Genomic DNA, 22,860 nt, shown 5'->3' with positions numbered 1-22,860 from the left:
GTAATAAAAGAGACTCACTAATCGCTTCAAACAAGCTTGAATAGGCAGTTTGAGAAATTTTTAAAAGTTGAGTATAAGTGTTGCGTAATCATATAAGAGAGTCTATAATGTAATTAAGGTCAAAGAAAGTCAAAGTCAAAACGAACTAATTGACCTTACTCTTATCAAATATATAGGGGTGAATAAATTTGGATATTAATCAAATGACATATGCAATTCAAGGTGCATTACAAAAAGCTGTTGAATTGAGTAAAGAAAATGAATTACAAAATATTGAAATTGAAACTATATTAAAGGGAACTTTAGAAGAAACTGATAGTTTATTTAAAAGCATATTAGAACGAGCAAATATAGATACAGATGAATTAAATCAAGCGTATACAAATAAATTGAAAAATTATCCTTCTGTACAAGGAGGTAATATTCAATATGGACAATATATAGGATCTAAAGCAAATGAATTATTAAATAAAGCTGAATCATATATGAAAGAATATGAAGATGAATATATTTCAATGGAACACGTCCTTCGTGCTGCGATGGATATTGATGATACTACTAAACAATTTGTTGGAAATAAAGAAGAAGTTGTGAAAGAAATAATAACTAAAGTAAGAGGGGGAAATCATGTGACTTCACAAAATCCAGAAGTAAATTATGAAGCTTTAGAAAAATATGGTCGTGACTTAGTAGAAGAAGTACGTCAAGGTAAAATGGACCCTGTTATTGGCAGGGATGAAGAAATTCGTAACACAATTCGAATCTTAAGTCGTAAAACTAAAAATAATCCAGTATTAATCGGGGAACCTGGTGTAGGTAAAACTGCAATTGTTGAAGGTTTAGCGCAACGAATTGTACGAAAAGATGTGCCTGAATCATTACTCGATAAAACAATTTTTGAATTAGATTTAAGCGCATTGGTTGCTGGCGCAAAATTTAGAGGTGAATTTGAAGAGCGACTTAAAGCAGTACTTAAAGAAGTAAAAGAGTCAGATGGACGCATTGTTTTATTCATTGATGAAATTCATATGCTAGTTGGTGCAGGTAAAACAGATGGTGCAATGGATGCTGGTAACATGTTGAAACCGATGTTAGCACGTGGCGAATTGCATTGTATTGGTGCAACTACTTTAAATGAATATAGAGAATATATTGAGAAAGATTCTGCATTAGAACGTCGTTTCCAAAAAGTAAGTGTAAGTGAACCAGATGTAGAAGATACAATTTCAATTTTACGTGGATTAAAAGAACGCTATGAAGTTTATCATGGTGTACGTATTCAAGACCGTGCTTTAGTTGCAGCAGCTGAATTATCAGATCGATATATTACTGATAGATTCTTACCTGACAAAGCAATCGATTTAGTTGACCAAGCATGTGCAACAATTCGAACAGAAATGGGTTCAAATCCAACTGAATTAGACCAAGTTAATCGTCGTGTTATGCAATTAGAAATTGAAGAAAGTGCTTTGAAAAATGAATCTGACAACGCAAGTAAACATCGTTTAGAAGAATTACAAGAAGAACTTTCAAATGAAAAAGAAAAACAAGCTTCCTTACAATCTCGTGTTGAACAAGAGAAAGAAAAAATTGCGAAAGTACAAGAAAAACGTGCTGAATTAGATCGTAGTCGTCAAGCTCTAGAAGATGCACAAACTGAGGGCAATCTAGAAAAAGCAGCAGAATTACAATATGGTACAATACCTCAATTAGTAAAAGAATTAAAAGAATTTGAAGAAGCCTATCAAGATGAACAAGGTGACAGCGAACGCATGATTCGTGAAGTTGTTTCTGATGAAGAAATTGGAGACATCGTAAGTCAATGGACTGGTATTCCAGTATCAAAATTAGTTGAAACTGAACGAGAAAAATTATTGAACCTAAGTGATATCTTACACGAACGTGTTGTGGGTCAAGATAAAGCAGTAGACTTAGTATCTGATGCTGTTATAAGAGCACGTGCAGGTATTAAAGATCCTAATAGACCGATTGGTAGTTTCTTATTCTTAGGACCAACTGGTGTAGGTAAAACTGAATTAGCAAAATCATTAGCTGCATCATTGTTTGATTCTGAGAAACACATGATTCGAATCGACATGAGTGAGTATATGGAGAAACATTCAGTTTCTAGATTAATTGGTGCCCCTCCAGGTTATGTAGGTCATGATGAAGGCGGACAATTAACAGAAGCGGTTAGACGTAATCCATATTCAGTCATTTTATTAGATGAAGTTGAAAAAGCACATAGTGATGTATTCAACGTTTTACTTCAAATATTAGATGAAGGTCGTTTAACTGATTCTAAAGGACGCAGTGTTGACTTTAAAAACACTATCATTATTATGACAAGTAACATCGGTTCACAAGTATTACTTGAGAATGTTAAAGATACTGGTGACATTACTGAAGACACTGAAAAAGCTGTAATGGATAGCTTACATGCATTCTTTAAACCAGAAATCTTAAACCGTATGGATGATATAGTATTATTTAAACCATTATCTATTAATGATATGAGTATGATTGTTGATAAAATCTTAACTCAATTAAATATACGCTTAATGGATCAACGTATTTCAATTGATGTGTCTGATGACGCGAAAAAATGGTTAGGAGAAGAAGCATACGAACCACAATTTGGTGCAAGACCATTGAAACGTTTTGTTCAACGTCAAATTGAAACACCATTAGCACGTATGATGATTAAAGAAAGCATGCCTGAAGGTACTGTGGTAAAAGTTGATATAAATGATGATCATGAATTAACATTTGATGTACAAAAGCTTGAAAATGAATAATGAATGTTTAGGTAAACCTAGGGAGTGTGATGAGCACTTTCTAGGTATTTTTGTTTTTAAGTGCAGTTCAGTGTATTGTTGCATTCACTTGCCTTAGTTATAACTTAAACTAAATATTAGTAAGAATAAGTAATTCCTCACTTCAAAACCTTTTTCAAAGTCATGAAGGTTGTAATGTATCGCTATAATAGTAAGGGTTCATCTATATCTAGTTTAATAAAGAAAAACACTTGAAATTTGATTAATAAATTCAAATTCCAAGCGTTTTTAACGTATTGTATTATTATGTAGTAATAAGACTATCTGTTACCTGAACGGGTAAAATCATCTGGTTTAATCATGGCAGTTAGAATAGCAATTACAATTGTAAAGATAACTGCTAGAACTATTGGGGTGATAAAGTTTAATGTTCCACCGCCATTTAAACTATTTAATACAAAGTTAACCATTTGTAATAAAATGACTGCCCAAATAAAAGTTACGAGGTATTTCATACCGATGACCTCCATTATTTATATACATTCATTTTAAAGTAAAGTAATCCATTTGTATAGAGATAGCAGTTAACTGATAAAAATTTGTAATGAAATCTGTGTTTGTGAAAGGGTAACTACTTGAGTAGTGATAAAAAAATGTGTTAAATTAATACCTGGTATTAAAAAATGAAGTAAGAAGGTGTACGTTCATGAACGTAGGTATAAAAGGATTTGGTGCATATGCGCCAGAGAAAGTCGTTGATAACGCTTATTTCGAAAGTTTTTTAGAAACTTCAGATGAATGGATTTCTAAAATGACTGGAATTAAAGAGAGACGCTGGGCAAGTGAAGATCAAGATACATCTGACTTAGCATTCGAGGCAAGTAAAAAAGCGATTGAAGATGCAGGAATCACACCTGCTGATATAGATATGATTATTGTTGCAACTGCTACTGGAGATATGCCATTCCCATCGGTTGCCAATATGTTGCAAGAAAAATTGGGTACACGTAAAGTACCAACAATGGATCAATTAGCTGCATGTTCTGGATTTATGTATTCTATGATTACAGCAAAACAATATGTTCAATCAGGTGATTATAAAAATATCCTAGTAGTAGGTGCAGATAAATTATCTAAGATTACTGATTTAACAGATCGTTCAACAGCAGTCCTTTTTGGTGATGGTGCTGGTGCAGTAGTTATTGGAGAAGTTTCAGAAGGACGAGGTATCATTAGTTATGAAATGGGATCTGATGGTAACGGTGGAAAATACTTATACTTAAACAAAGATACTGGTAAACTAGTAATGAACGGACGAGAAGTCTTCAAGTTTGCGGTAAGAATTATGGGTGAAGCATCAACACGAGTGGTTGATAAAGCTGGTCTACAATCAGATGATATTGATATGTTTATACCTCACCAAGCAAACATTAGAATTATGGAATCAGCTCGAGAAAGACTAGGTATAGAGAGGGAAAAGATGAGTGTATCTGTTAATCGCTTTGGTAACACATCTGCTGCCTCAATACCTTTAAGTATTTCACAAGAATTAGAAAATGGAAGAATTAAAGATGATGACACACTAGTATTAGTAGGTTTTGGTGGTGGCCTAACATGGGGCGCTATGGTTATCAAATGGGGTAAATAGGAGGAAATAATGTATGACTGAGAATAAACGAGTTGTAATTACTGGTATGGGTGCATTATCACCTATTGGCAATGATGCCCAGACAAGTTGGGAAAATGCCTTGAAAGGTGTTAATGGAATCGATACTATTACTAGAATAGATACAGAAGATTATAATGTTCATTTAGCAGGTGAACTTAAAGATTTTAATATTGAAGACCATATTGAAAAGAAAGAAGCTCGACGTATGGATCGTTTCACACAATATGCGGTAGTGGCAGCACGTCAAGCAGTTGAAGATGCTAAATTGGAAATCAATGATGAAACTGCTAATCGCATAGGTGTATGGATTGGTTCAGGAATTGGTGGTATGGAAACGTTTGAAACAGCACATACAACACTTCAAAATAAGGGACCAAGAAGAGTAAGTCCATTCTTCGTACCTATGTTAATTCCTGATATGGCAACTGGCCAAGTATCAATTGATTTAGGTGCAAAAGGGCCAAATGGTTCTACAGTTACAGCATGTGCTACTGGTACAAACTCAATTGGTGAAGCATTTAAAATTATACAACGTGGCGATGCAGATGCGATGATAACAGGTGGTACAGAAGCACCAATTACACACATGGCACTTGCAGGATTCAGTGCTAGTCGTGCCTTATCTACAAATGATGATAAAGAAACAGCTTGTCGTCCATTCCAAGAAGGTCGAGATGGCTTCGTTATGGGTGAAGGTGCTGGTATTTTAGTGATTGAATCATTAGAATCGGCACAAGCGCGTGGTGCTCAAATCTATGCTGAAATAGTTGGTTATGGTTCAACTGGTGATGCATATCATATTACAGCTCCCGCTCCTGAAGGTGAAGGTGGTTCACGTGCAATGCAAGCAGCACTTGATGATGCAGGTATTGAAGCAAAAGATGTTCAATATCTTAATGCACATGGCACGAGTACACCTGTAGGTGATATGTATGAAATTAGAGCGATCAAGAATACGTTTGGAGATGCTGCTAATCAACTAAAAGTTAGCTCTACTAAATCAATGACTGGTCATTTATTAGGTGCTACTGGTGGTTTAGAGGCTATCTTCTCAGCATTATCTATTCGTGACTCTAAAGTCGCACCAACTATTCATGCGAATACACCAGATCCTGAATGTGATCTAGACATTGTTCCAAATGAAGCGCAAGATTTAGAAATTACTTATGCAATGAGTAACAGTCTAGGCTTTGGTGGTCATAATGCAGTATTAGTATTTAAGAAATTTGAAGATTAATTTTGAAAAATGATATTAGATCAAGGACACTAATTGATAATGTCCTTGATCTATTTTTTGTATGTAGAATGATTTATAGTAGAAATGAAATTATTATAGTCATCACAAAGTATGCAATATTACATATCAAAGCTGGAGCAATCCATGTAGATATAAAATAATGCTCCTTTTTAACTTGTTGAGGATTTAAAAATTCATCATCCGCCATTGTTCTCTTTTTTGAACGAGACGATAGTTGATATCTTATTCTTCTAAAACCATAGCTCGTTGCATCAAAAATTCCCTCTTGAACTAATAAAATGAAAAAAATGGCGATGAACATAATAAGAGATAAATAAAAAAGTGTATTAATATATGAAATAAAAGTATGATTTGTAAATATAATCCACAGTATCATAGATAAAATGGGAGTAATTATCAACCATATCATCCAGTTCCTTAAATTCTTCATAATAAAGCCCCCAGTTGACGATTTAATTTATTGTAACTTAAATTTTATAAATTATATATTCTTATTTATAGTTAGAATAAAAAAACTGTCAAAGTAATCCTTAAAATGTTTTTATTTAAACGCTTACTTTTTTAATTTTGTGAAAAATTATATTGCAATTATATGAAAATTGTATATAATATTACTAAATATTTCTGAAAATTTTGAAGGGAATGTTAATTTTGAAAATTCAATAAGGGGGTTATTTAATGACGCGATATATTTTTAAACGTTTGGGGTACATGTTTTTATCGCTTTTCATTATTATTACAATTACATTTTTCTTAATGAAATTAATGCCCGGTTCACCATTTAACGATGCGAAACTAAGTGCTGAGCAAAAGGCAATCCTTAATGAAAAGTATGGTTTAAATGATCCGGTTGCCATTCAATATCTTCATTATTTAAAGAATGTAGTAACTGGAGACTTTGGGTATTCATTCCAATATCATAATCAACCGGTATGGGAGCTTATAAAACCGAGATTGATTCCTTCTATGGAAATGGGTATTACAGCTATGATTATCGGGGTTATTTTAGGGTTAATCCTTGGCGTAGCAGCAGCTACTAAACAAAATACCTGGGTAGATTATACAACAACTATAATTTCAGTAATCGCAGTATCAGTACCATCATTCGTATTAGCCGTACTTTTACAATATGTGTTTGCGGTACGTTTACGTTGGTTCCCAGTAGCTGGGTGGGAAGGATTTTCAACAGCAGTCTTACCTTCACTAGCATTGTCCGCGACAGTTTTAGCAACAGTAGCAAGGTATATTCGAGCAGAAATGATAGAAGTATTAAGTTCAGATTACATATTATTAGCACGTGCAAAAGGTAACTCTTCTATAAGAGTGCTATTTGGACATGCATTACGTAATGCATTAATTCCAATTATTACAATTATTGTACCAATGTTAGCAGGGATTCTAACTGGTACGTTAACAATAGAGAATATCTTTGGTGTTCCAGGATTAGGGGATCAATTCGTAAGATCGATTACAACAAATGATTTCCCAGTTATCATGGCTACAACAATATTATTTAGTACATTATTTATTGTTTCAATCTTTATTGTAGATATTCTTTACGGAATTATTGATCCTAGAATTCGTGTGCAAGGAGGTAAAAAATAATGACAAATGATAAATTTGAAAAGTCGTTGGATGATCATTCAAATGCGGCGATGACACATACCTCTGAAGGCATTGCAGCTTCTGACTTTGTTATTAGAGATTTAGATTTAAATAAAGAACCTGAAATGCAGCGAGAAAGTAAAAATTTCTGGGAAGATGCATGGGCACAGCTAAAACGAAATAAACTTGCTGTAATAGGGATGATTGGCCTTATACTTATAATAATTTTAGCTTTAGTTGGTCCACTAATAAGTAAACATGATTTTGCTGAACAAAATGTCGATTATCGAAATCTTCCAGCAAAAATTCCCGTATTAGACAAAGTTCATTTTTTACCATTTGATGGTACAGGTTCTGACGGTAAAGATGCTTATGCAAAAGTGGGAGCTAAAGAAAATTATTGGTTTGGAACAGATCAACTAGGTAGAGATTTATGGACACGTACATGGAAAGGCACTCAAATTTCTCTAGTTATTGGTATTGTGGCTGCCTTATTAGATATTTTTATCGGAGTAGTATATGGCGCTATTTCAGGATTTTTTGGTGGGCGAGTAGATGATGTAATGCAACGTATTTTGGAAATCATTGCTTCAATTCCAAACCTTATTGTAGTAATTTTATTCGTACTTATTTTTGAACCTTCTATTTGGACGATTATACTAGCCATGTCAATCACAGGTTGGTTAGGAATGAGTAGGGTTGTTCGTGGTGAATTCTTAAAATTAAAAAACCAAGAATTTGTAATGGCATCAAGAACTTTAGGCGCATCAAAAGTCAACTTGATTTTCAAACATATTCTCCCTAATACATTAGGGGCTATAGTAGTAACATCTATGTTTACTGTCCCAAGTGCGATTTTCTTTGAAGCATTCTTAAGTTTCATTGGTATAGGTGTCCCAGCACCACAAACCTCATTAGGATCTTTAGTTAATGATGGTCGTGCAATGTTATTAATTCATCCACACGAGTTATTCATTCCAGCAACAATTTTAAGTTTATTAATTTTATTTTTCTATCTATTTAGTGATGGTTTACGCGATGCATTTGACCCTAAAATGCGTAAATAATAAAGGAGGCACACGTTATGTCAGAAAGAGTATTAGAAGTCAACGACTTGCATGTTTCCTTTGATATTACTGCTGGGGAAGTGCAAGCGGTTAGAGGCGTAGATTTTTATTTGAACAAAGGGGAAACGTTAGCAATAGTGGGAGAGTCTGGTTCTGGAAAATCAGTAACCACTAAAGCAATTACAAAGTTATTCCAAGGGGATGTTGGAAGAATAAAAAAAGGTAAAATCGATTTTTTGGGAGAAGATTTAGCTACTAAATCGGAAAGTGAATTAATCAAATTACGTGGAAAAGACATTTCAATGATATTCCAAGATCCTATGACATCACTTAATCCAACGATGCAAATTGGTAAACAGGTAATGGAGCCACTTATTAAACATAAAAATTATAGTAAATCTGAAGCAAAAAAACGTGCTTTAGAAATATTAAATTTAGTAGGCTTACCAAATGCAGAGAAACGTTTTAAAGCTTTTCCACATCAGTTTTCAGGTGGACAAAGACAAAGAATTGTTATCGCAACAGCTTTAGCTTGTGAACCTAAAGTATTGATTGCAGATGAACCAACAACAGCATTGGACGTAACAATGCAAGCTCAAATTTTAGATTTAATGAAAGATTTGCAGAAAAAGATTGATACATCAATCATATTTATTACCCATGATTTAGGTGTAGTAGCTAATATTGCAGATAGAGTAGCTGTTATGTACGGAGGACAAATGATTGAAACAGGGAATGTTGAGGAAATATTTTATGACCCTAAGCATCCTTATACATGGGGATTATTATCATCAATGCCTGATTTAACTACTAGTAATGATACAGAACTAATTGCTATTCCAGGAACACCACCTGATTTACTTCATCCTCCTAAAGGAGATGCATTCGCACGTAGAAGTCAATATGCTTTAGATATTGATTTTAAACAAGAGCCACCATGGTTCAAAGTGTCACCAACACATTTTGTTAAATCATGGTTATTAGATGAGAGAGCTCCTAAAGTAAAACCACCAGAAATGGTAGTAAAAAGACATCGTCAAATGCCGAATAATTACGACAAACCACGTCAAGTAGAAAGGGTGTCGTTCGATGGATAAAAATAATGAAGTATTATTAGAAATTAAAAATTTAAAACAATATTTTAATGAAGGTAAACGTAATGAAGTAAGAGCAATTGAGGACATATCTTTTGATATCTATAAAGGGGAAACATTAGGATTAGTTGGAGAGTCAGGATGTGGTAAATCGACTACAGGTAAAGCAATTATAAAGCTAAATGATATTACAAGTGGAGAAATTTTATATGAAGGACAGGATATTCAAAAAATTTCTAAACGTAAAGATTTATTAAAGTTCAATAAAAAGATTCAAATGATTTTCCAAGATCCATATGCATCACTTAACCCTAGATTAAAGGTCATGGATATCGTTGCAGAAGGTATTGATATACATAAATTAGCAAGCAGTAAAAAAAACCGTAAACGTCGTGTTTATGACTTACTTGAAACGGTAGGTTTAAGTAAAGAACATGCGAATAGATATCCACACGAATTTTCTGGTGGACAACGTCAACGTATCGGTATCGCGCGTGCGCTAGCAGTGGAACCAGAATTTATTATTGCGGATGAGCCTATTTCAGCTCTAGACGTATCAATACAAGCTCAGGTAGTTAATTTAATGTTAAAACTTCAACGAGAAAGAGGAATTACCTTCTTATTTATTGCCCATGATTTATCAATGGTTAAATATATTTCTGACCGTATTGCGGTAATGCATTTTGGGAAAATTGTTGAATTAGGTTCAGCTGACGAAATTTATTATCACCCATTACATGATTATACGAAATCATTGTTATCAGCGATTCCTCAACCTGACCCAGATAGTGAGAGAACACGTAAACGTGTAGCATATCAAGAAGATGAATCTAAAAATTCTGAGCGAAAACTTCAAGAAATAAGACCAGATCATTATGTTTTTGTAACTGATGAAGAAGCTGCTCAATTAAAACAAGAACATCAAACGCAAAGTGTTTAAATGCAGGGGAAGGAGGATGAATTTACTATGAAATCTTTAAAATATATAGCAACTTTATTAATAGTGGTTTTAGTACTTTCAGCTTGTAGTAATAATAAAAGTTTATATTCAGATGATGGCCAAGTCTTTAGAAAAGTTATTACACAAGATATAAGTACTTTAGATACGGCATTAATTTCAGATGCAGTATCAGGAGATATAGCTGGCCAAGCATTTGAAGGCCTATATTCAATTGATAAAGGCGATAAGGTTACTTTAGGTGTAGCTAAAGAAATGCCTAAAAAAAGTAACGGGGGCAAAACTTTAACAATTAATTTAAGAAAAAATGCTAAGTGGTCTAACGATGACCCAGTAACTGCGGATGACTTTGTTTATGCATGGAGAAAAGTTGTGGACCCCAAAACAGCATCTGAATTTGCTTACATAATGAGTGATATTAAAAATGCAGATTTAGTTAATTCAGGAAAAAAACCAGTGAGTGAATTAGGAATTAAAGCACTAGATAAATATAAACTTCAAGTTGAATTAGAAAAACCTGTGCCTTATATAAATGAACTATTGGCTTTAAATACTTTTGGTCCTCAAAATTCTAAAATTGCCAAAAAATACGGAGAAAAATATGGTACAAAAGCCGATAGAGCAGTATATAATGGGCCTTTTAAAGTAATTAATTGGCAAGTGGAAGATAAAATTCAACTTGTTAAAAATGACAAGTATTGGGATAAAAAGAATGTTAAATTAGATAAAGTAAATTATAAAGTACTAAAAGATCAACAAGCTGGTGCATCATTATATGATACAAATTCGGTTGATGATACAATCGTAACATCTGAGCAGGTTAACAAATATAAAAATAGTAAAGCATTGAATCATCGTTTAACTGCTGCTACATTCTATATTAAAATGAATGAAAAAACTGTTCCGGAATTTAAAAATAAACACATAAGATTAGCTATTGCGCAAGCTATTAATAAAAAAGGATATGTAAAATCTGTTTTAAATGACGGTTCTTTAGCCTCAGATAATTTCACTGGTATTGGAACTGCTAAAACACCAGACGGCAAAGATTTCGCAAGTACAGTTTCATCTCCATTAAAATATGATACCAAAGAAGCAAAACAAAATTGGGAAATTGCGCAAAAAGAATTAGGTAAAAAAGAATTTACTTTTACTATGAATACTCAAGACACCCCAGCAGCGAAGATTGCTGCTGAATATATAAAATCGCAGATTGAAACAAATTTACCTGGTGTTACTCTAAAAATTAAACAAATGCCATTTAAACAAAAAATAACTCTAGAGTTAGCAAATAATTATGAAACGTCATATTCAGGGTGGAGTCCTGACTATCCAGACCCAACGGCTTTCTTGGAAATAATGACAAAAGGTAATGCTCAAAATAATACTGATTGGGGTAACGAAGAATACGATAATCTTATCAAAGAAGCTAATGGTTCTTTACTACGTGAATCTGATAAGAGAAATGAAGCTTTACAAAAAGCTGAAAGTATTTTACTTCACGACGCACCAGTTGCACCTATATATCAAAAAGGAGAAGCACATTTAACTAATCCACAAGTTAAAGGGTTACAGTATCACAAAGTAGGCCCAGATACTACACTTAAGCACGTGTATATCGATAAATCTATTGATCGTGAAACAGGTAAAAAAAAGAAAAGTGAATAATAGAAATAGCCATGGGAATGATTTCCATGGCTATTTCTATTACTAATGTATTATCTTTTACGTCCCAATCCCATGGCACGTTCCATTTTTTTCAATGTTTTGAATGACGCTTTTTGAGCTTTATCGCGACCATGATCTAGGATTTCATCTAGTTTATCTGAATTGTAAAATTCATTATATTTTTCTTGGAAGTTAATTAAGAAATCTTTGACGATTTCTGATAAGTCTGTTTTGAACTTACCGTATCCTTCATTTTCGTACTTAGCTTCTAAATCTTTAATAGATTCATTTGTTAAGCTAGAGTATATTGTTAATAAATTTGAAATACCTGGTTTGTTATCACGATCAAATTTAATAATTCCATCTGAATCTGTTACAGCACTTTTAATTTTCTTTGCTGCCACATTAGGCTCGTCTAGTAATGAAATAAAGTTTTTCTGATTATCATCACTTTTACTCATTTTCTTCGTTGGGTCTTGTAAACTCATGACGCGACCACCTACTTTAGGCATACGAATTTCTGGTTTAACCAAAATGTCATTATAACGACTATTAAAACGTTCGACTAAGTTACGTGTTAATTCCATATGTTGCTTTTGGTCTTCACCAACTGGAACAATATTAGTATTGTATATCACAATATCTGCAGCCATTAATGGTGGGTAAGTTAGTAAACCTGCTGGAATACCATCAGTACGTTTTTGAGCTTTATCTTTATATTGAGTCATACGTTCAAGTTCTCCAACACTTGAAATTGTTGTGAGCATCCAACCTGCTTGCACGTGTGCTGGTACTTCAGATTGTATAAATAAGGTAGCTTTTTCTGGGTTTATGCCAGATGCTAAATAAATAGCCGCAAGTTGACGGATTTGTTTACGTAACTTGATTTTATCTTGTGGCACAGTAATTGCATGTTGGTCGACGATGCAAAAATAACAATCATAATCATTTTGAACATCAGCAAATTGTTTTAATGCCCCAATATAATTACCAATTGTGGGTATTCCACTAGGTTGAATTCCTGAAAATAATGTCTCCATATTAGATGCCTACTTTCTTAGTTTTAATTCATATTATTTAAATTATAACAGTATTTCTTTAAAATGTAAGTTATGTTAGTATGTAGTTATACGTTAATTCTGAATTTTTAAATTTAGGTTTTTAGAAAATTTGAGATTTCTCAGAAAAATTAGGGTTTTCTCATTTAATTTTAATGTTAGTTGGTTATACTAGTATTGTAAGGTTAAGAGGACTAAATAAATTATCATTTCTTAATCAATAAATTCAAAAATAATGAATAATATTCATTCAATAGGAGAGTGAGATGTATGGTAACATTATTTACTTCACCAAGTTGCACATCTTGCCGTAAAGCGAAAGCATGGTTACAAGAACATGACATTCCATATACGGAGCGTAACATTTTTTCTGAACATTTAACAATTGATGAAATCAAACAAATTTTAAAAATGACTGAAGACGGTACTGACGAAATTATTTCTACTCGTTCTAAAACATACCAAAAATTAAACGTTGACATTGATTCTTTACCACTACAAGATCTTTATGCGATCATTCAAGATAATCCAGGACTATTACGTCGTCCAATTATTCTAGATGAAAAACGTTTACAGGTTGGCTATAACGAAGATGAAATCAGACGTTTCTTACCTAGAAAGGTTCGTACTTTCCAATTACAAGAAGCGCAACGTCTTGTTGATTAATTTTAAAATTTAATTGAAGATTATAATAATATGAAACAGCACTATTTTAGTGCTGTTTTTTGTAACTAAAAAAGGGAATATGTTAGTATATATAACGATTGTAAAATAGTTAAATTTAATCAAACAAATAGATTGTAATTTCCACTACGTTCTAATACAATATGGTTACTATTCATCGACTGTAAGGAGTGAGATGATATGAGAATAGAACGCGTTGATGACACAACAGTCAAATTATTTATAACTTATAGTGATATTGAAGCTAGAGGATTCAGTCGAGAAGATTTATGGACTAACCGTAAGAGAGGCGAAGAATTCTTCTGGTCAATGATGGATGAAATCAATGAAGAAGAAGACTTCGTAGTTGAAGGACCTCTTTGGATACAAGTACATGCCTTTGAAAAAGGTGTGGAAGTTACGATTTCTAAATCTAAAAATGAAGAAGCTATGAATATGTCTGATGAAGATGCAAACGAGCAATTTGAAGAACAAGTTAACGAATTACTTGCAAATACATTAGAAAATGAAGAGAGCATTGAAGATTTATTCGAACAAAGAGCACAACAACAAAAGCACTCTCATAAGTCTGAACAAAAACAAACGAAACAACGTCCGAACATAAGAACAGTTATCGTTAAATTTGATGATTTAGAGCAAGTTATTAGTTATGCATATCACCATAATTTATCAACTGATGAATTTGAAGATTTATTATATATGAATGACAATAAATATTACTATGCTATTCACTTTGATGAATCAGTCAGTCAAGAAACGATTAACGATAGTTATAGTCAGATGTTAGAGTTTGCATATCCAACAGATAAAACTGAAGTATACTTAAATGATTATGCTAAGATTATTATGAGTCATAATGTAACTGCTCAAGTGAGACGTTATTTCCCAGACACAGTTGAATAATGAAAGTTTTTACCGAGGCAATGAATATTGCTTCGGTTTTTTTGTGTTGAGAAGAAAAATCACCATTTCATACGTTTATTCTTATGAGGTGAGTGAAATTTATGTTAATCGCTATAAATCAACAAGGCGAGCAAGTATATGCACATCGTGCAAAGAAACAAGACAGCTATTTTTGTCCGCATTGTAGCGCACAACTACTATACAAATGTGGCCCCAAAAAAATCCCGCATTTCGCGCATAAGGTTGATAGCGTATGTTATTGTGCAAAACAAGAATCCGAACAACATTACTTTGTAAAGTGTTTTATTGCGAAGATGTTATCACAACTACATTATCACGTTCAAATTGAACCTTATTGTCCAACTATTCAACAATACCCAGACATACTAGTGAATTCAAAATATGTAATTGAAATTCAATTTTCTAGAATAGGTATTGAAGAGATCATAGAACGAACAAAGGGATTTAAACAGCTGAATATGGAAGTCATTTGGTTAATTCAAGATTGTCGATATCATATGGGAAGGCTATATCTCAATTCATTTCAAGCACATTTTATTCATCCAATTAACAGGTGTTTATATGTATGGAATCAAAAGAACAAGTGTGTTGTTTTATATAGTCAAATTCAGCATATTGGTGGCAGACAATTTATCGCAAAACAAACAGTAATTAAAATCAATGAATTAGTGAATCAGATTAGTATAATGCCTACGCCATATCAACACATTTTCAAGCTAACTAAATCTGAAATACATTATTACTTGAATCAATGTAGAAGGAAAAATTCTGTCCTTGAACCATCGTTAAGCGCAATGTACCAGTTAAGATTAACAGATGAGGCTATTTATCATAACTTCGGCTACATATTCCCTTATCAACTCTATATTGAGAATCATCCAGTTCAGTGGCAATTACAATTTAAATTATTTAATGAACAAGAGTGTGATGTACATCAGCGTTTAAAAGCCTTTCTTAAATTTAGACAGATGTACCTTAACACTATTTCTATGGATTGTGTTGTCTCAGAACTCATTAATCATTACATTAAATATAGTTAAAACGTGCAATTTATAGGGAATAATGAGAAAATTATAACATTAGTTATTATAGGAGGTTTACTATATGAGTCAACAATTAACAAGAGAAAAGCAAGAACGTAAATATCCAAATGATACGTGGGATTTAACAACGATTTTTAAAAGTGATGAAGCTTTTGAAGAAGCATTAAAAGAGGTTGAAGGTTATCTAGGTAAAGAAGAGCAATTTAAAGGGCACTTAGCAGATAGTGCTGATACATTATATGATGCGCTTGCATTAGAAGATGAAATTGGTACTAAACTAGAGAAAGTATATGTCTATGCACATTTAAAACAAGACCAAGATACTTCAAACGATAAATATACAGGATTCGAGTCACGCGCACATCAACTTATAATTAAAATTAGTTCAGCATGGAGTTTCTTAGTACCAGAAATTCTTCAAATTGATGAAGATAAACTTCAATCATTTATCGAAACTAACGACAACTTAAAACGTTATGAATTTGATTTAAAACTTATCAATGAAAAACGACCACACATTTTAGATGCCGAGCAAGAGAAATTACTTACTGAGGCTCAAGATGCCCTATCTACACCAAGTAATGTGTACGGTATGTTTAGTAATGCAGATTTAGAATTTGAAGATGCAGTAGATAAAGATGGTGAAAAACATCCATTAACACAAGGAACTTTTATCAAATATTTAGAATCTGATGATCGCGAGTTACGTCAATCAGCATATAATAATTTATATAAAGCTTACGGTGCTTATAATAATACTCTAGGTTCAACATTAGCAGGGGAAGTTAAGAAGAATGTCTTTAATGCTCGAACACATAACTATAAAACAGCTCGTGAGCGTGCGTTAAGTAATAATCATATACCAGAAGAAGTTTATGATAATTTAGTAAAAACTTTGCATAAATATTTACCGTTATTGCACAGATACACGAAACTAAGAAAAGAATTATTAGACGTTGATGAGCTGAAAATGTACGATTTATATACGCCAATGGTTAAGGACGTTAAATTCGAAATGCCTTATGAAGAAGCAAAAGAATGGATGTTAAAAGCGTTAGAACCTATGGGTGAAGAGTACCTTGATGTAGTAAAAGAAGGTTTGAATAATCGATGGGTCGACGTTTATGAAAATAAAGGCAAACGATCAGGCGGTTACTCATCTGGTGCACATTTAACTAACCCATTCATTTTATTAAATTGGTCAGATACTGTATCTGATTTATATACGCTAATTCACGAATTTGGTCATTCAGCACATAGTTATTTCAGTCGTAAACATCAACCATCTAATTCTAGTGATTATTCAATCTTTGTTGCTGAAGTTGCATCAACTTGTAATGAAGCATTACTAAGTGATTATATGGATAAACATTTAGACGATGAACGTCGTTTATTATTATTAAATCAGGAACTTGAAAGATTCAGAGCGACTTTATTCCGTCAGACTATGTTCGCAGAATTCGAACATAAAATTCATCAAATTGAAGAAGCAGGCGAACCATTAACTGCAACACGTATGAATGATGAATATGCTAAATTGAATAAACAATACTTTGGTGATGTTGTTGAAACAGATGACAATATTAGCAAAGAATGGTCAAGAATCCCTCATTTCTATATGAATTACTATGTATATCAATATGCTACCGGATATAGTGCAGCACAAAGTTTAAGTCATCAAATTTTAACTGAGGGTAAACCTGCAGTTGAAAGATATATTAATGAATTCTTGAAAAAAGGAAGTTCTAATTATCCAATTGAGATTCTGAAAAATGCCGGTGTGGATATGACTTCACCAGAACCTATTGAGCAAGCTTGTGAGGTCTTTGAACAAAAATTAGATGCTTTTGAAAAACTTATGAAAGCTTAGAATGACTGTATCCGTTTACAATATGTCAAGTTTGTGACAATTTTGAAATAAGGGGTCTTTAATATTGAAATACCTATATTAGCGTGTTATATTATGAGCATGAAATTAATCACATAACAAACATACCCCTTTGTTTGAAGTGAAAAATTTCTCCCATCCCCTTTGTTTAGCGTCGTGTAATCAGACACGGCGTTTTTTTATGCTCTTTTTTAATAACTACCACTATCAATTAATTCCCCATTGTTGATAAATTTTATCATTGTACTTCGACGCCATTACTATACATTGCAATTGATTTATATAACAATAATAGAAACAGAGTCGTTCAATTTTAAATTGATGGGTACACAAAAATAAGCCATCCAATGCATGAATATAATCATCATTGAATGGCTATTGTTAGCTATCCTATATTCTAGGCATTTTTGATTGCCAAAAATCTCCTTCAGGATATTGAAGTTTTTCTACTTTTTGTTGTAACGCCAATTTCTTAAGTTCTTTTGTCATTAACTTTTCGGGCCACTCATATATGGTCAATAGTTCTTCCATAGTAACGAGTTGTTTCTTTTGAATATAATGCTCAATTTTAGGTGGAAGATTTTTTTCAATTGGCGTACCCATTAATTCATTAATAATATATGTGTAAATGTGATATGGATATAATCCTTCTACTTTCAGGCCTTCCTCATGAATATCTTCACTGAAAAATACGAGTGAAGGTGCTTGCTCAATTTCCATTTCTCGAGCAATGTGTAAATCTATTTTTAAACTTTCGGTTAATTTGCTTTTTTGTAAATCTTCTTTGAATTCATTGTAATCTAAACCTGCATTAATGATGCAGTCACAAATCATTTCTTCCGTAATAATATCCTTCTTAGGAATAATTTCATTTTGCATTAAATGGATGAAACGTTCCGCTCTTAAACGACCTTGTAATTCAGCCGCTTTATAAGCTAAGGCGATATTATCAAAATCAGATGTACTTTGTGCTTGGCACTTAGTAAGTACTTTCAATGAAGGGTTTAGAATATGTCTGATACGGATATATTGATTATATTCAATTCTTAATTTAGAAATAATCGCTGATAATTTAAAGCAATCTGTATTAAATGGATCAAAAAATGAATAAATTTCAATTTTATTTACAGGTGACAGATTAGCATCTTCACGACTTCTATTGTCTACAATTTTTAGTTCTTCAGCCATGTTTTACTCACCTTCAATTATATTTAGGAATTTACCATGTGGTTTGCGGTTAGACGTAAACGTTCATATAAATAGTCTCCAACACCAGCTGGAAACTGTGCTTCGGTTATTGCAGTATGCATATTTTCTAACCATGCATCTCTCTCATAAGTTGTAATTTTAAATTCCATATGTCTTTTTTTTAACATCGGATGTCCATGTTCTTTAGTATATAGGTTCGGTCCACCTAGAAATTGAGTGAGAAATTGCTTTTGTTTTCTACTCGTTTCAGCAAAATCTCCAGGGAACAAATGATTGATTCTGTCATCTTTCTCAACTAGAGCATAGAAATGATCAATCATATTATAAAGTGCTGTTTCACCTATAATATCGTATGGCGTTTTAGACATAATATCACCAATTTCCGTTAATATATTACTAATATAACATGAATTTTTACATTTAAAAGTAATTTGACTTTTTACAGCGACGTACTGCTACTTGTCAATTTGATTCTTATAGTCAAAGAAACGTTGAACTTTATTGTTAGGTACGGTGTGCTTAAGATTAAATTCTTCTAATAAACTATGGAATTTTTTCAATCCATTGTTATAGTCAGTAACTTCAAATTCTAACTCATAATCAACTTTGTCGAAATAATCACTTCGATCTAATACTAACAATTCATTTTTATAGTTCGTTTCTAAACGAGCTGTTCTCAATGCGCCTAATATAGTTAATTCATTGTCATTAATACCATATGATTCGACAATTTCTCGTATATCTTCTGGTAGTGAGTTATTGGATATTATATCACCTGTTTTAGGTATATATTTGACCATATGATTATATTCCATCAAACCTACGTCGGCTGGCACTTTTAAGGTCATTTCATATGTGTCGTTTTTAACACGGATTCGTAATGCAGATTTATGATCTCGCAATATGAAGTTAGGAGTATCAATATAGTAGTTTATTTGAATAAAAGGTTCTTTATGTTCAAAAAAAGTATATTTAAATTTATCGTACACATCTTTACTTAGTAATTGTTTGAATTCTATTTCATTATTTGCTGCCATAATTTGCACCTCTAAATCCATTTATTTTAGTTCATTATGACTGAGTTATATAAATATTTAAAGTAATTATATATGAATGAAAGAGTAAATCTGAGTACATAAGTATAGTTTATAAATTGATTTGATTTGTCACAACATAATGAGCTTCGTTCAATAGTGTATAGACGAGTAAGAAGTGCATTTCAAACGTGTGTTATACAGTTAAATTATGTTAAACTAATAAAGAATAATAAGGAGGAACAAGCATGCGTATTTATGTAAATGAAATTAAAATTAAAGATGATGGCATTTATTGCTACTCAGAAGATCCAACTGATGGATTAGTAGAAGTAGGACAAATGCTTGTTGATAGTGATAATTACGGATTTGCCTACTTATTAGATGACGGACAATCATATGATTACTTGATTTTCGTTCAAGAAACATGGTCCATGTTGCATGAGAATAGAGGCAAGAAACTAATAGTAAACGATGACTTGGTTTTAGAACATTTTCAAGAGGAATTAGATTACATACTTGAGAATGTTGAAGGAAATAATAACTATGGTAAGGAGTTTGTTTCAGCTGTTGAAGAAACTTTTGACCTAAAGTGAAGCGGAGTGAAACAATATGAATCAATGGGATCAATTTTTAACACCATATAAACAAGCCGTTGATGAATTAAAGGTAAAATTAAAAGGTTTGCGTAAGCAATATGAAGTTGGAGAAGATGCTTCACCCATTGAATTCGTTACTGGTCGAGTAAAACCAATTACGAGTATTATTGATAAGGCGAATAAAAGGGGGATACCATTTGATAGACTACGTGAAGAGATGTACGACATTGCTGGTCTTAGAATGATGTGTCAATTTGTGGACGATATCGATGTGGTTGTTAATATGCTTAGACAACGACAAGATTTCAAAGTGATTGAGGAACGTGACTACATCAATAACACAAAACAAAGTGGTTATCGTTCATATCATGTGATTATTGAATATCCAATTGAAACATTAAACGGTCAGAAAGCTATTTTAGCGGAAATACAAATACGAACATTAGCAATGAATTTCTGGGCTACAATTGAGCATACATTAAGATATAAATATGACGGGGATTATCCAGCGGAAATTCAGCATCGTCTTGAGCGTGCAGCTGAAGCGGCATATCTTCTAGATGAAGAGATGTCTGAGATTAAAGATGAAATTCAAGAAGCACAGAAATATTATTCTCAAAAACGTGCAAAAAAACATGACTAATGAGGTGTGGGGATGCGTTATACTATCTTGTCTAAAGGTGATTCAAAATCCAATGCTTTAAAGCATAAAATGATAAATCATATGAAAGATTTCCACATGGTAGAAGATTCCGTTAATCCAGAAATTGTTATTTCTGTAGGTGGAGATGGAACTTTATTACAAGCCTTTCATCAATACAGCCACATGCTTTCTCAAGTGGCATTTGTAGGTGTACATACAGGACATTTAGGTTTTTATGCTGATTGGTTACCTCATGAAGTTGAGAAATTAATTATTGAAATTAATAACTCTGAATTTCAAGTCATTGAATATCCATTATTAGAAATTATTGTCAGATACAATGATAATGGTTACGAAACACGTTATTTAGCTTTAAATGAAGCAACAATGAAAACGGAAAATGGTTCAACACTTGTAGTTGATGTGGGCATTCGTGGTAAGCAATTTGAACGTTTTAGAGGTGACGGTTTATGTATATCAACTCCTTCAGGTTCAACTGCTTATAATAAGGCATTAGGTGGAGCACTAATACATCCCTCACTTGAAGCTATGCAGATTGCAGAAATAGCCTCTATCAATAATAGAGTATTTAGAACAGTGGGTTCACCACTTGTTTTGCCAAAGCATCATACATGTTTAATTACACCTGTTAATCATGATACCATTTTAACAACAATTGATCATGTTAGTTTAAAACATAAAAATGTCAATGGTATTCAGTTTAGAGTGGCTAATGAGAAAGTGCGTTTTGCTAGATTTAGACCTTTCCCATTTTGGAAAAGAGTACATGATTCTTTCATTGAAAGTGAAGATGGACGATGAAATTTGAATACGTGATACAGCATAATGAAATGCTTAAGTCTTTTTTGCAGCGTCATCAATATTCTAAAAAGACAATTAGCGCCATTAAACATAATGGCGCTTTAATTATTAATAACAGTCATGCAACTGTCAGAAAAATGATGATGCCAGGTGATGAGTTAACTATTGCGTTACCTGATGAAACACCTAGCTCATATTTGATTCCATCACGTAATCCAATTGAAATATTGTATGAAGATGATTATTTAATTATTGTGTCAAAACCAAACTATTTAAATAGCACTCCGTCAAGAGAACATCCGCACGATAGTTTGATAGAACGTGTACTTTATTATTTAAATGTTGGTCAGTTAATCGATACATTGATCGTACCGCATATTGTTACACGTTTAGACCGTAACACTAGAGGCATTGTAATATTTACTAAGCATGGGCATATCCATCATTTAATGACGACGAGTGCAATAGATAAAAGGTATATGTGTGTATGTTATGGTCAAATGCTATTGAATGGTGTTATAGAAGAACCGATTGCTAGAGATAGCCAGAGTATTATTACTAGGAAAGTTGATGCTTCAGGAAAATACGCAAAGACTTCATATGAAACAGTAATGGCCAAACCTGAAGCGAGCTTATGTGAAATTAAATTACATACTGGAAGAACGCATCAAATACGCGTTCATTTTAATTATATAGGACATCCTCTTGTTGGTGATGATTTATATGAAGGAAGTCATCCTGAAATTCATACGCAATCTTTACAATGCTATAAAGTGACATTCATACATCCAATTTATAATAGAGAAATTGAGATAGAAATAGATTATAAATGGCTACAAAACATTTTTGCAGAATTATAA

At 32.7% G+C, this 22,860-nt stretch carries 22 protein-coding genes; 16 read left to right on the top strand and 6 right to left on the bottom strand.

The annotated features are described in order from the left end of the window. Nucleotides 1-188 precede the first annotated feature (188 nt). Nucleotides 189-2,798 (top strand): ATP-dependent chaperone ClpB, encoded by a 2,610-nt coding sequence (gene clpB / locus HMPREF2715_RS00520; RefSeq protein WP_070581486.1) that lies wholly within the window; start codon nucleotides 189-191, stop codon nucleotides 2,796-2,798. Nucleotides 2,799-3,097: 299 nt separating this feature from the next. Here the strand turns inward: clpB and HMPREF2715_RS00515 are convergent, their stop codons facing one another. Next, the gene (locus HMPREF2715_RS00515) at nucleotides 3,098-3,292 is read right to left on the bottom strand and encodes a YjzD family protein (protein ID WP_037549058.1); all 195 of its coding nucleotides are present in this window, start codon (nucleotides 3,290-3,292) and stop codon (nucleotides 3,098-3,100) included. A gap of 191 nt (nucleotides 3,293-3,483) precedes the next feature. Between HMPREF2715_RS00515 and HMPREF2715_RS00510 the strand changes: the two genes are divergently transcribed. Together HMPREF2715_RS00510 and fabF are read left to right on the top strand one after the other, a co-directional pair. Next, nucleotides 3,484-4,425 carry a beta-ketoacyl-ACP synthase III gene (locus HMPREF2715_RS00510; RefSeq protein WP_037538680.1) on the top strand — a complete coding sequence of 314 codons (942 nt, stop codon included), beginning with the start codon at nucleotides 3,484-3,486 and terminating at the stop codon, nucleotides 4,423-4,425. 13 nt (nucleotides 4,426-4,438) lie between these two features. Next, nucleotides 4,439-5,683, top strand: coding sequence for a beta-ketoacyl-ACP synthase II (fabF, locus tag HMPREF2715_RS00505; protein WP_011276239.1), 1,245 nt, complete (start codon nucleotides 4,439-4,441; stop codon nucleotides 5,681-5,683). Between the two features lie 73 nt (nucleotides 5,684-5,756). On the opposite strand, the gene HMPREF2715_RS00500 is transcribed toward fabF, so the two are convergent. Beyond that, the gene (locus HMPREF2715_RS00500) at nucleotides 5,757-6,134 is read right to left on the bottom strand and encodes a DUF3899 domain-containing protein (protein WP_070581485.1); all 378 of its coding nucleotides are present in this window, start codon (nucleotides 6,132-6,134) and stop codon (nucleotides 5,757-5,759) included. Nucleotides 6,135-6,382: 248 nt separating this feature from the next. Between HMPREF2715_RS00500 and opp3b the strand changes: the two genes are divergently transcribed. From opp3b to HMPREF2715_RS00475, 5 genes are read left to right on the top strand one after another with little or no spacing between them, the layout of a single operon-like run. After that, nucleotides 6,383-7,309 (top strand): oligopeptide ABC transporter permease, encoded by a 927-nt coding sequence (opp3b, locus tag HMPREF2715_RS00495; protein WP_070581484.1) that lies wholly within the window; start codon nucleotides 6,383-6,385, stop codon nucleotides 7,307-7,309. Further along, the gene (gene opp3C, locus HMPREF2715_RS00490; protein ID WP_070581483.1) at nucleotides 7,309-8,376 is read left to right on the top strand and encodes an oligopeptide ABC transporter permease; all 1,068 of its coding nucleotides are present in this window, start codon (nucleotides 7,309-7,311) and stop codon (nucleotides 8,374-8,376) included. The genes opp3b and opp3C overlap by 1 nt, the downstream gene beginning before the upstream one ends. Nucleotides 8,377-8,393: 17 nt before the next feature. After that, nucleotides 8,394-9,473, top strand: a complete 1,080-nt coding sequence (locus tag HMPREF2715_RS00485) for an ABC transporter ATP-binding protein (RefSeq protein WP_070581482.1) — start codon at nucleotides 8,394-8,396, stop codon at nucleotides 9,471-9,473. Beyond that, nucleotides 9,466-10,410 carry an ABC transporter ATP-binding protein gene (locus HMPREF2715_RS00480; RefSeq protein WP_070839137.1) on the top strand — a complete coding sequence of 315 codons (945 nt, stop codon included), beginning with the start codon at nucleotides 9,466-9,468 and terminating at the stop codon, nucleotides 10,408-10,410. Before HMPREF2715_RS00485 ends, HMPREF2715_RS00480 begins: the two co-directional genes overlap by 8 nt. A gap of 27 nt (nucleotides 10,411-10,437) precedes the next feature. Next, a complete protein-coding gene (locus tag HMPREF2715_RS00475; protein ID WP_070839134.1) occupies nucleotides 10,438-12,096 on the top strand; it encodes a peptide ABC transporter substrate-binding protein in 1,659 nt (552 codons plus the stop codon). A 50-nt stretch (nucleotides 12,097-12,146) separates the two neighbouring features. Here the strand turns inward: HMPREF2715_RS00475 and trpS are convergent, their stop codons facing one another. Beyond that, nucleotides 12,147-13,136, bottom strand: a complete 990-nt coding sequence (gene trpS, locus HMPREF2715_RS00470; protein WP_070581480.1) for a tryptophan--tRNA ligase — start codon at nucleotides 13,134-13,136, stop codon at nucleotides 12,147-12,149. A gap of 288 nt (nucleotides 13,137-13,424) precedes the next feature. Between trpS and spxA the strand changes: the two genes are divergently transcribed. From spxA to pepF, 4 genes are all read left to right on the top strand, one after another. Then, nucleotides 13,425-13,820 carry a transcriptional regulator SpxA gene (gene spxA / locus HMPREF2715_RS00465; protein WP_011276230.1) on the top strand — a complete coding sequence of 132 codons (396 nt, stop codon included), beginning with the start codon at nucleotides 13,425-13,427 and terminating at the stop codon, nucleotides 13,818-13,820. A 198-nt stretch (nucleotides 13,821-14,018) separates the two neighbouring features. Continuing rightward, entirely contained in the window at nucleotides 14,019-14,741 is a 723-nt protein-coding gene (gene mecA / locus HMPREF2715_RS00460) for an adaptor protein MecA (RefSeq protein WP_037535464.1), read from the top strand. Between the two features lie 101 nt (nucleotides 14,742-14,842). Next, a complete protein-coding gene (locus HMPREF2715_RS00455; RefSeq protein ID WP_070581479.1) occupies nucleotides 14,843-15,802 on the top strand; it encodes a competence protein CoiA in 960 nt (319 codons plus the stop codon). Between the two features lie 64 nt (nucleotides 15,803-15,866). Continuing rightward, complete coding sequence (gene pepF / locus HMPREF2715_RS00450; RefSeq protein WP_070839131.1) at nucleotides 15,867-17,675, top strand: oligoendopeptidase F; 1,809 nt, start codon at nucleotides 15,867-15,869, stop codon at nucleotides 17,673-17,675. Nucleotides 17,676-18,083: 408 nt separating this feature from the next. On the opposite strand, the gene yjbH is transcribed toward pepF, so the two are convergent. The 3 genes from yjbH to HMPREF2715_RS00435 all read right to left on the bottom strand — a co-directional run bounded on the left by yjbH (nucleotide 18,084) and on the right by HMPREF2715_RS00435 (nucleotide 19,939). Beyond that, nucleotides 18,084-18,881, bottom strand: a complete 798-nt coding sequence (yjbH, locus tag HMPREF2715_RS00445; RefSeq protein ID WP_070581477.1) for a protease adaptor protein YjbH — start codon at nucleotides 18,879-18,881, stop codon at nucleotides 18,084-18,086. 23 nt (nucleotides 18,882-18,904) lie between these two features. Then, on the bottom strand, nucleotides 18,905-19,270 hold the full coding sequence (locus HMPREF2715_RS00440) for a truncated hemoglobin YjbI (protein ID WP_070441354.1): 366 nt from the start codon (nucleotides 19,268-19,270) through the stop codon (nucleotides 18,905-18,907). An 87-nt stretch (nucleotides 19,271-19,357) separates the two neighbouring features. Continuing rightward, nucleotides 19,358-19,939: a CYTH domain-containing protein gene (locus tag HMPREF2715_RS00435; protein ID WP_070581476.1), complete on the bottom strand. Its 582-nt coding sequence runs from the start codon at nucleotides 19,937-19,939 to the stop codon at nucleotides 19,358-19,360. Between the two features lie 245 nt (nucleotides 19,940-20,184). Between HMPREF2715_RS00435 and HMPREF2715_RS00430 the strand changes: the two genes are divergently transcribed. The 4 genes from HMPREF2715_RS00430 to HMPREF2715_RS00415 are packed head-to-tail and all read left to right on the top strand — an operon-like array spanning nucleotide 20,185 to nucleotide 22,860. Then, a complete protein-coding gene (locus tag HMPREF2715_RS00430; RefSeq protein ID WP_011276223.1) occupies nucleotides 20,185-20,532 on the top strand; it encodes a UPF0738 family protein in 348 nt (115 codons plus the stop codon). A gap of 16 nt (nucleotides 20,533-20,548) precedes the next feature. Continuing rightward, nucleotides 20,549-21,178 carry a GTP diphosphokinase gene (locus HMPREF2715_RS00425; RefSeq protein ID WP_011276222.1) on the top strand — a complete coding sequence of 210 codons (630 nt, stop codon included), beginning with the start codon at nucleotides 20,549-20,551 and terminating at the stop codon, nucleotides 21,176-21,178. A gap of 12 nt (nucleotides 21,179-21,190) precedes the next feature. After that, nucleotides 21,191-22,000, top strand: a complete 810-nt coding sequence (locus tag HMPREF2715_RS00420; RefSeq protein WP_070441351.1) for an NAD kinase — start codon at nucleotides 21,191-21,193, stop codon at nucleotides 21,998-22,000. Continuing rightward, on the top strand, nucleotides 21,997-22,860 hold the full coding sequence (locus HMPREF2715_RS00415) for an RluA family pseudouridine synthase (protein ID WP_070441348.1): 864 nt from the start codon (nucleotides 21,997-21,999) through the stop codon (nucleotides 22,858-22,860). The genes HMPREF2715_RS00420 and HMPREF2715_RS00415 overlap by 4 nt, the downstream gene beginning before the upstream one ends.

The sequence above is a fragment of the Staphylococcus sp. HMSC062A01 genome (genome assembly GCF_001836805.1).
In the GTDB taxonomy this organism is placed as follows: Bacteria; Bacillota; Bacilli; order Staphylococcales; family Staphylococcaceae; genus Staphylococcus; species Staphylococcus haemolyticus.
Note: the sequence above shows the minus strand (reverse complement) of the source record. Positions and strands in the feature narration are given on the sequence as shown.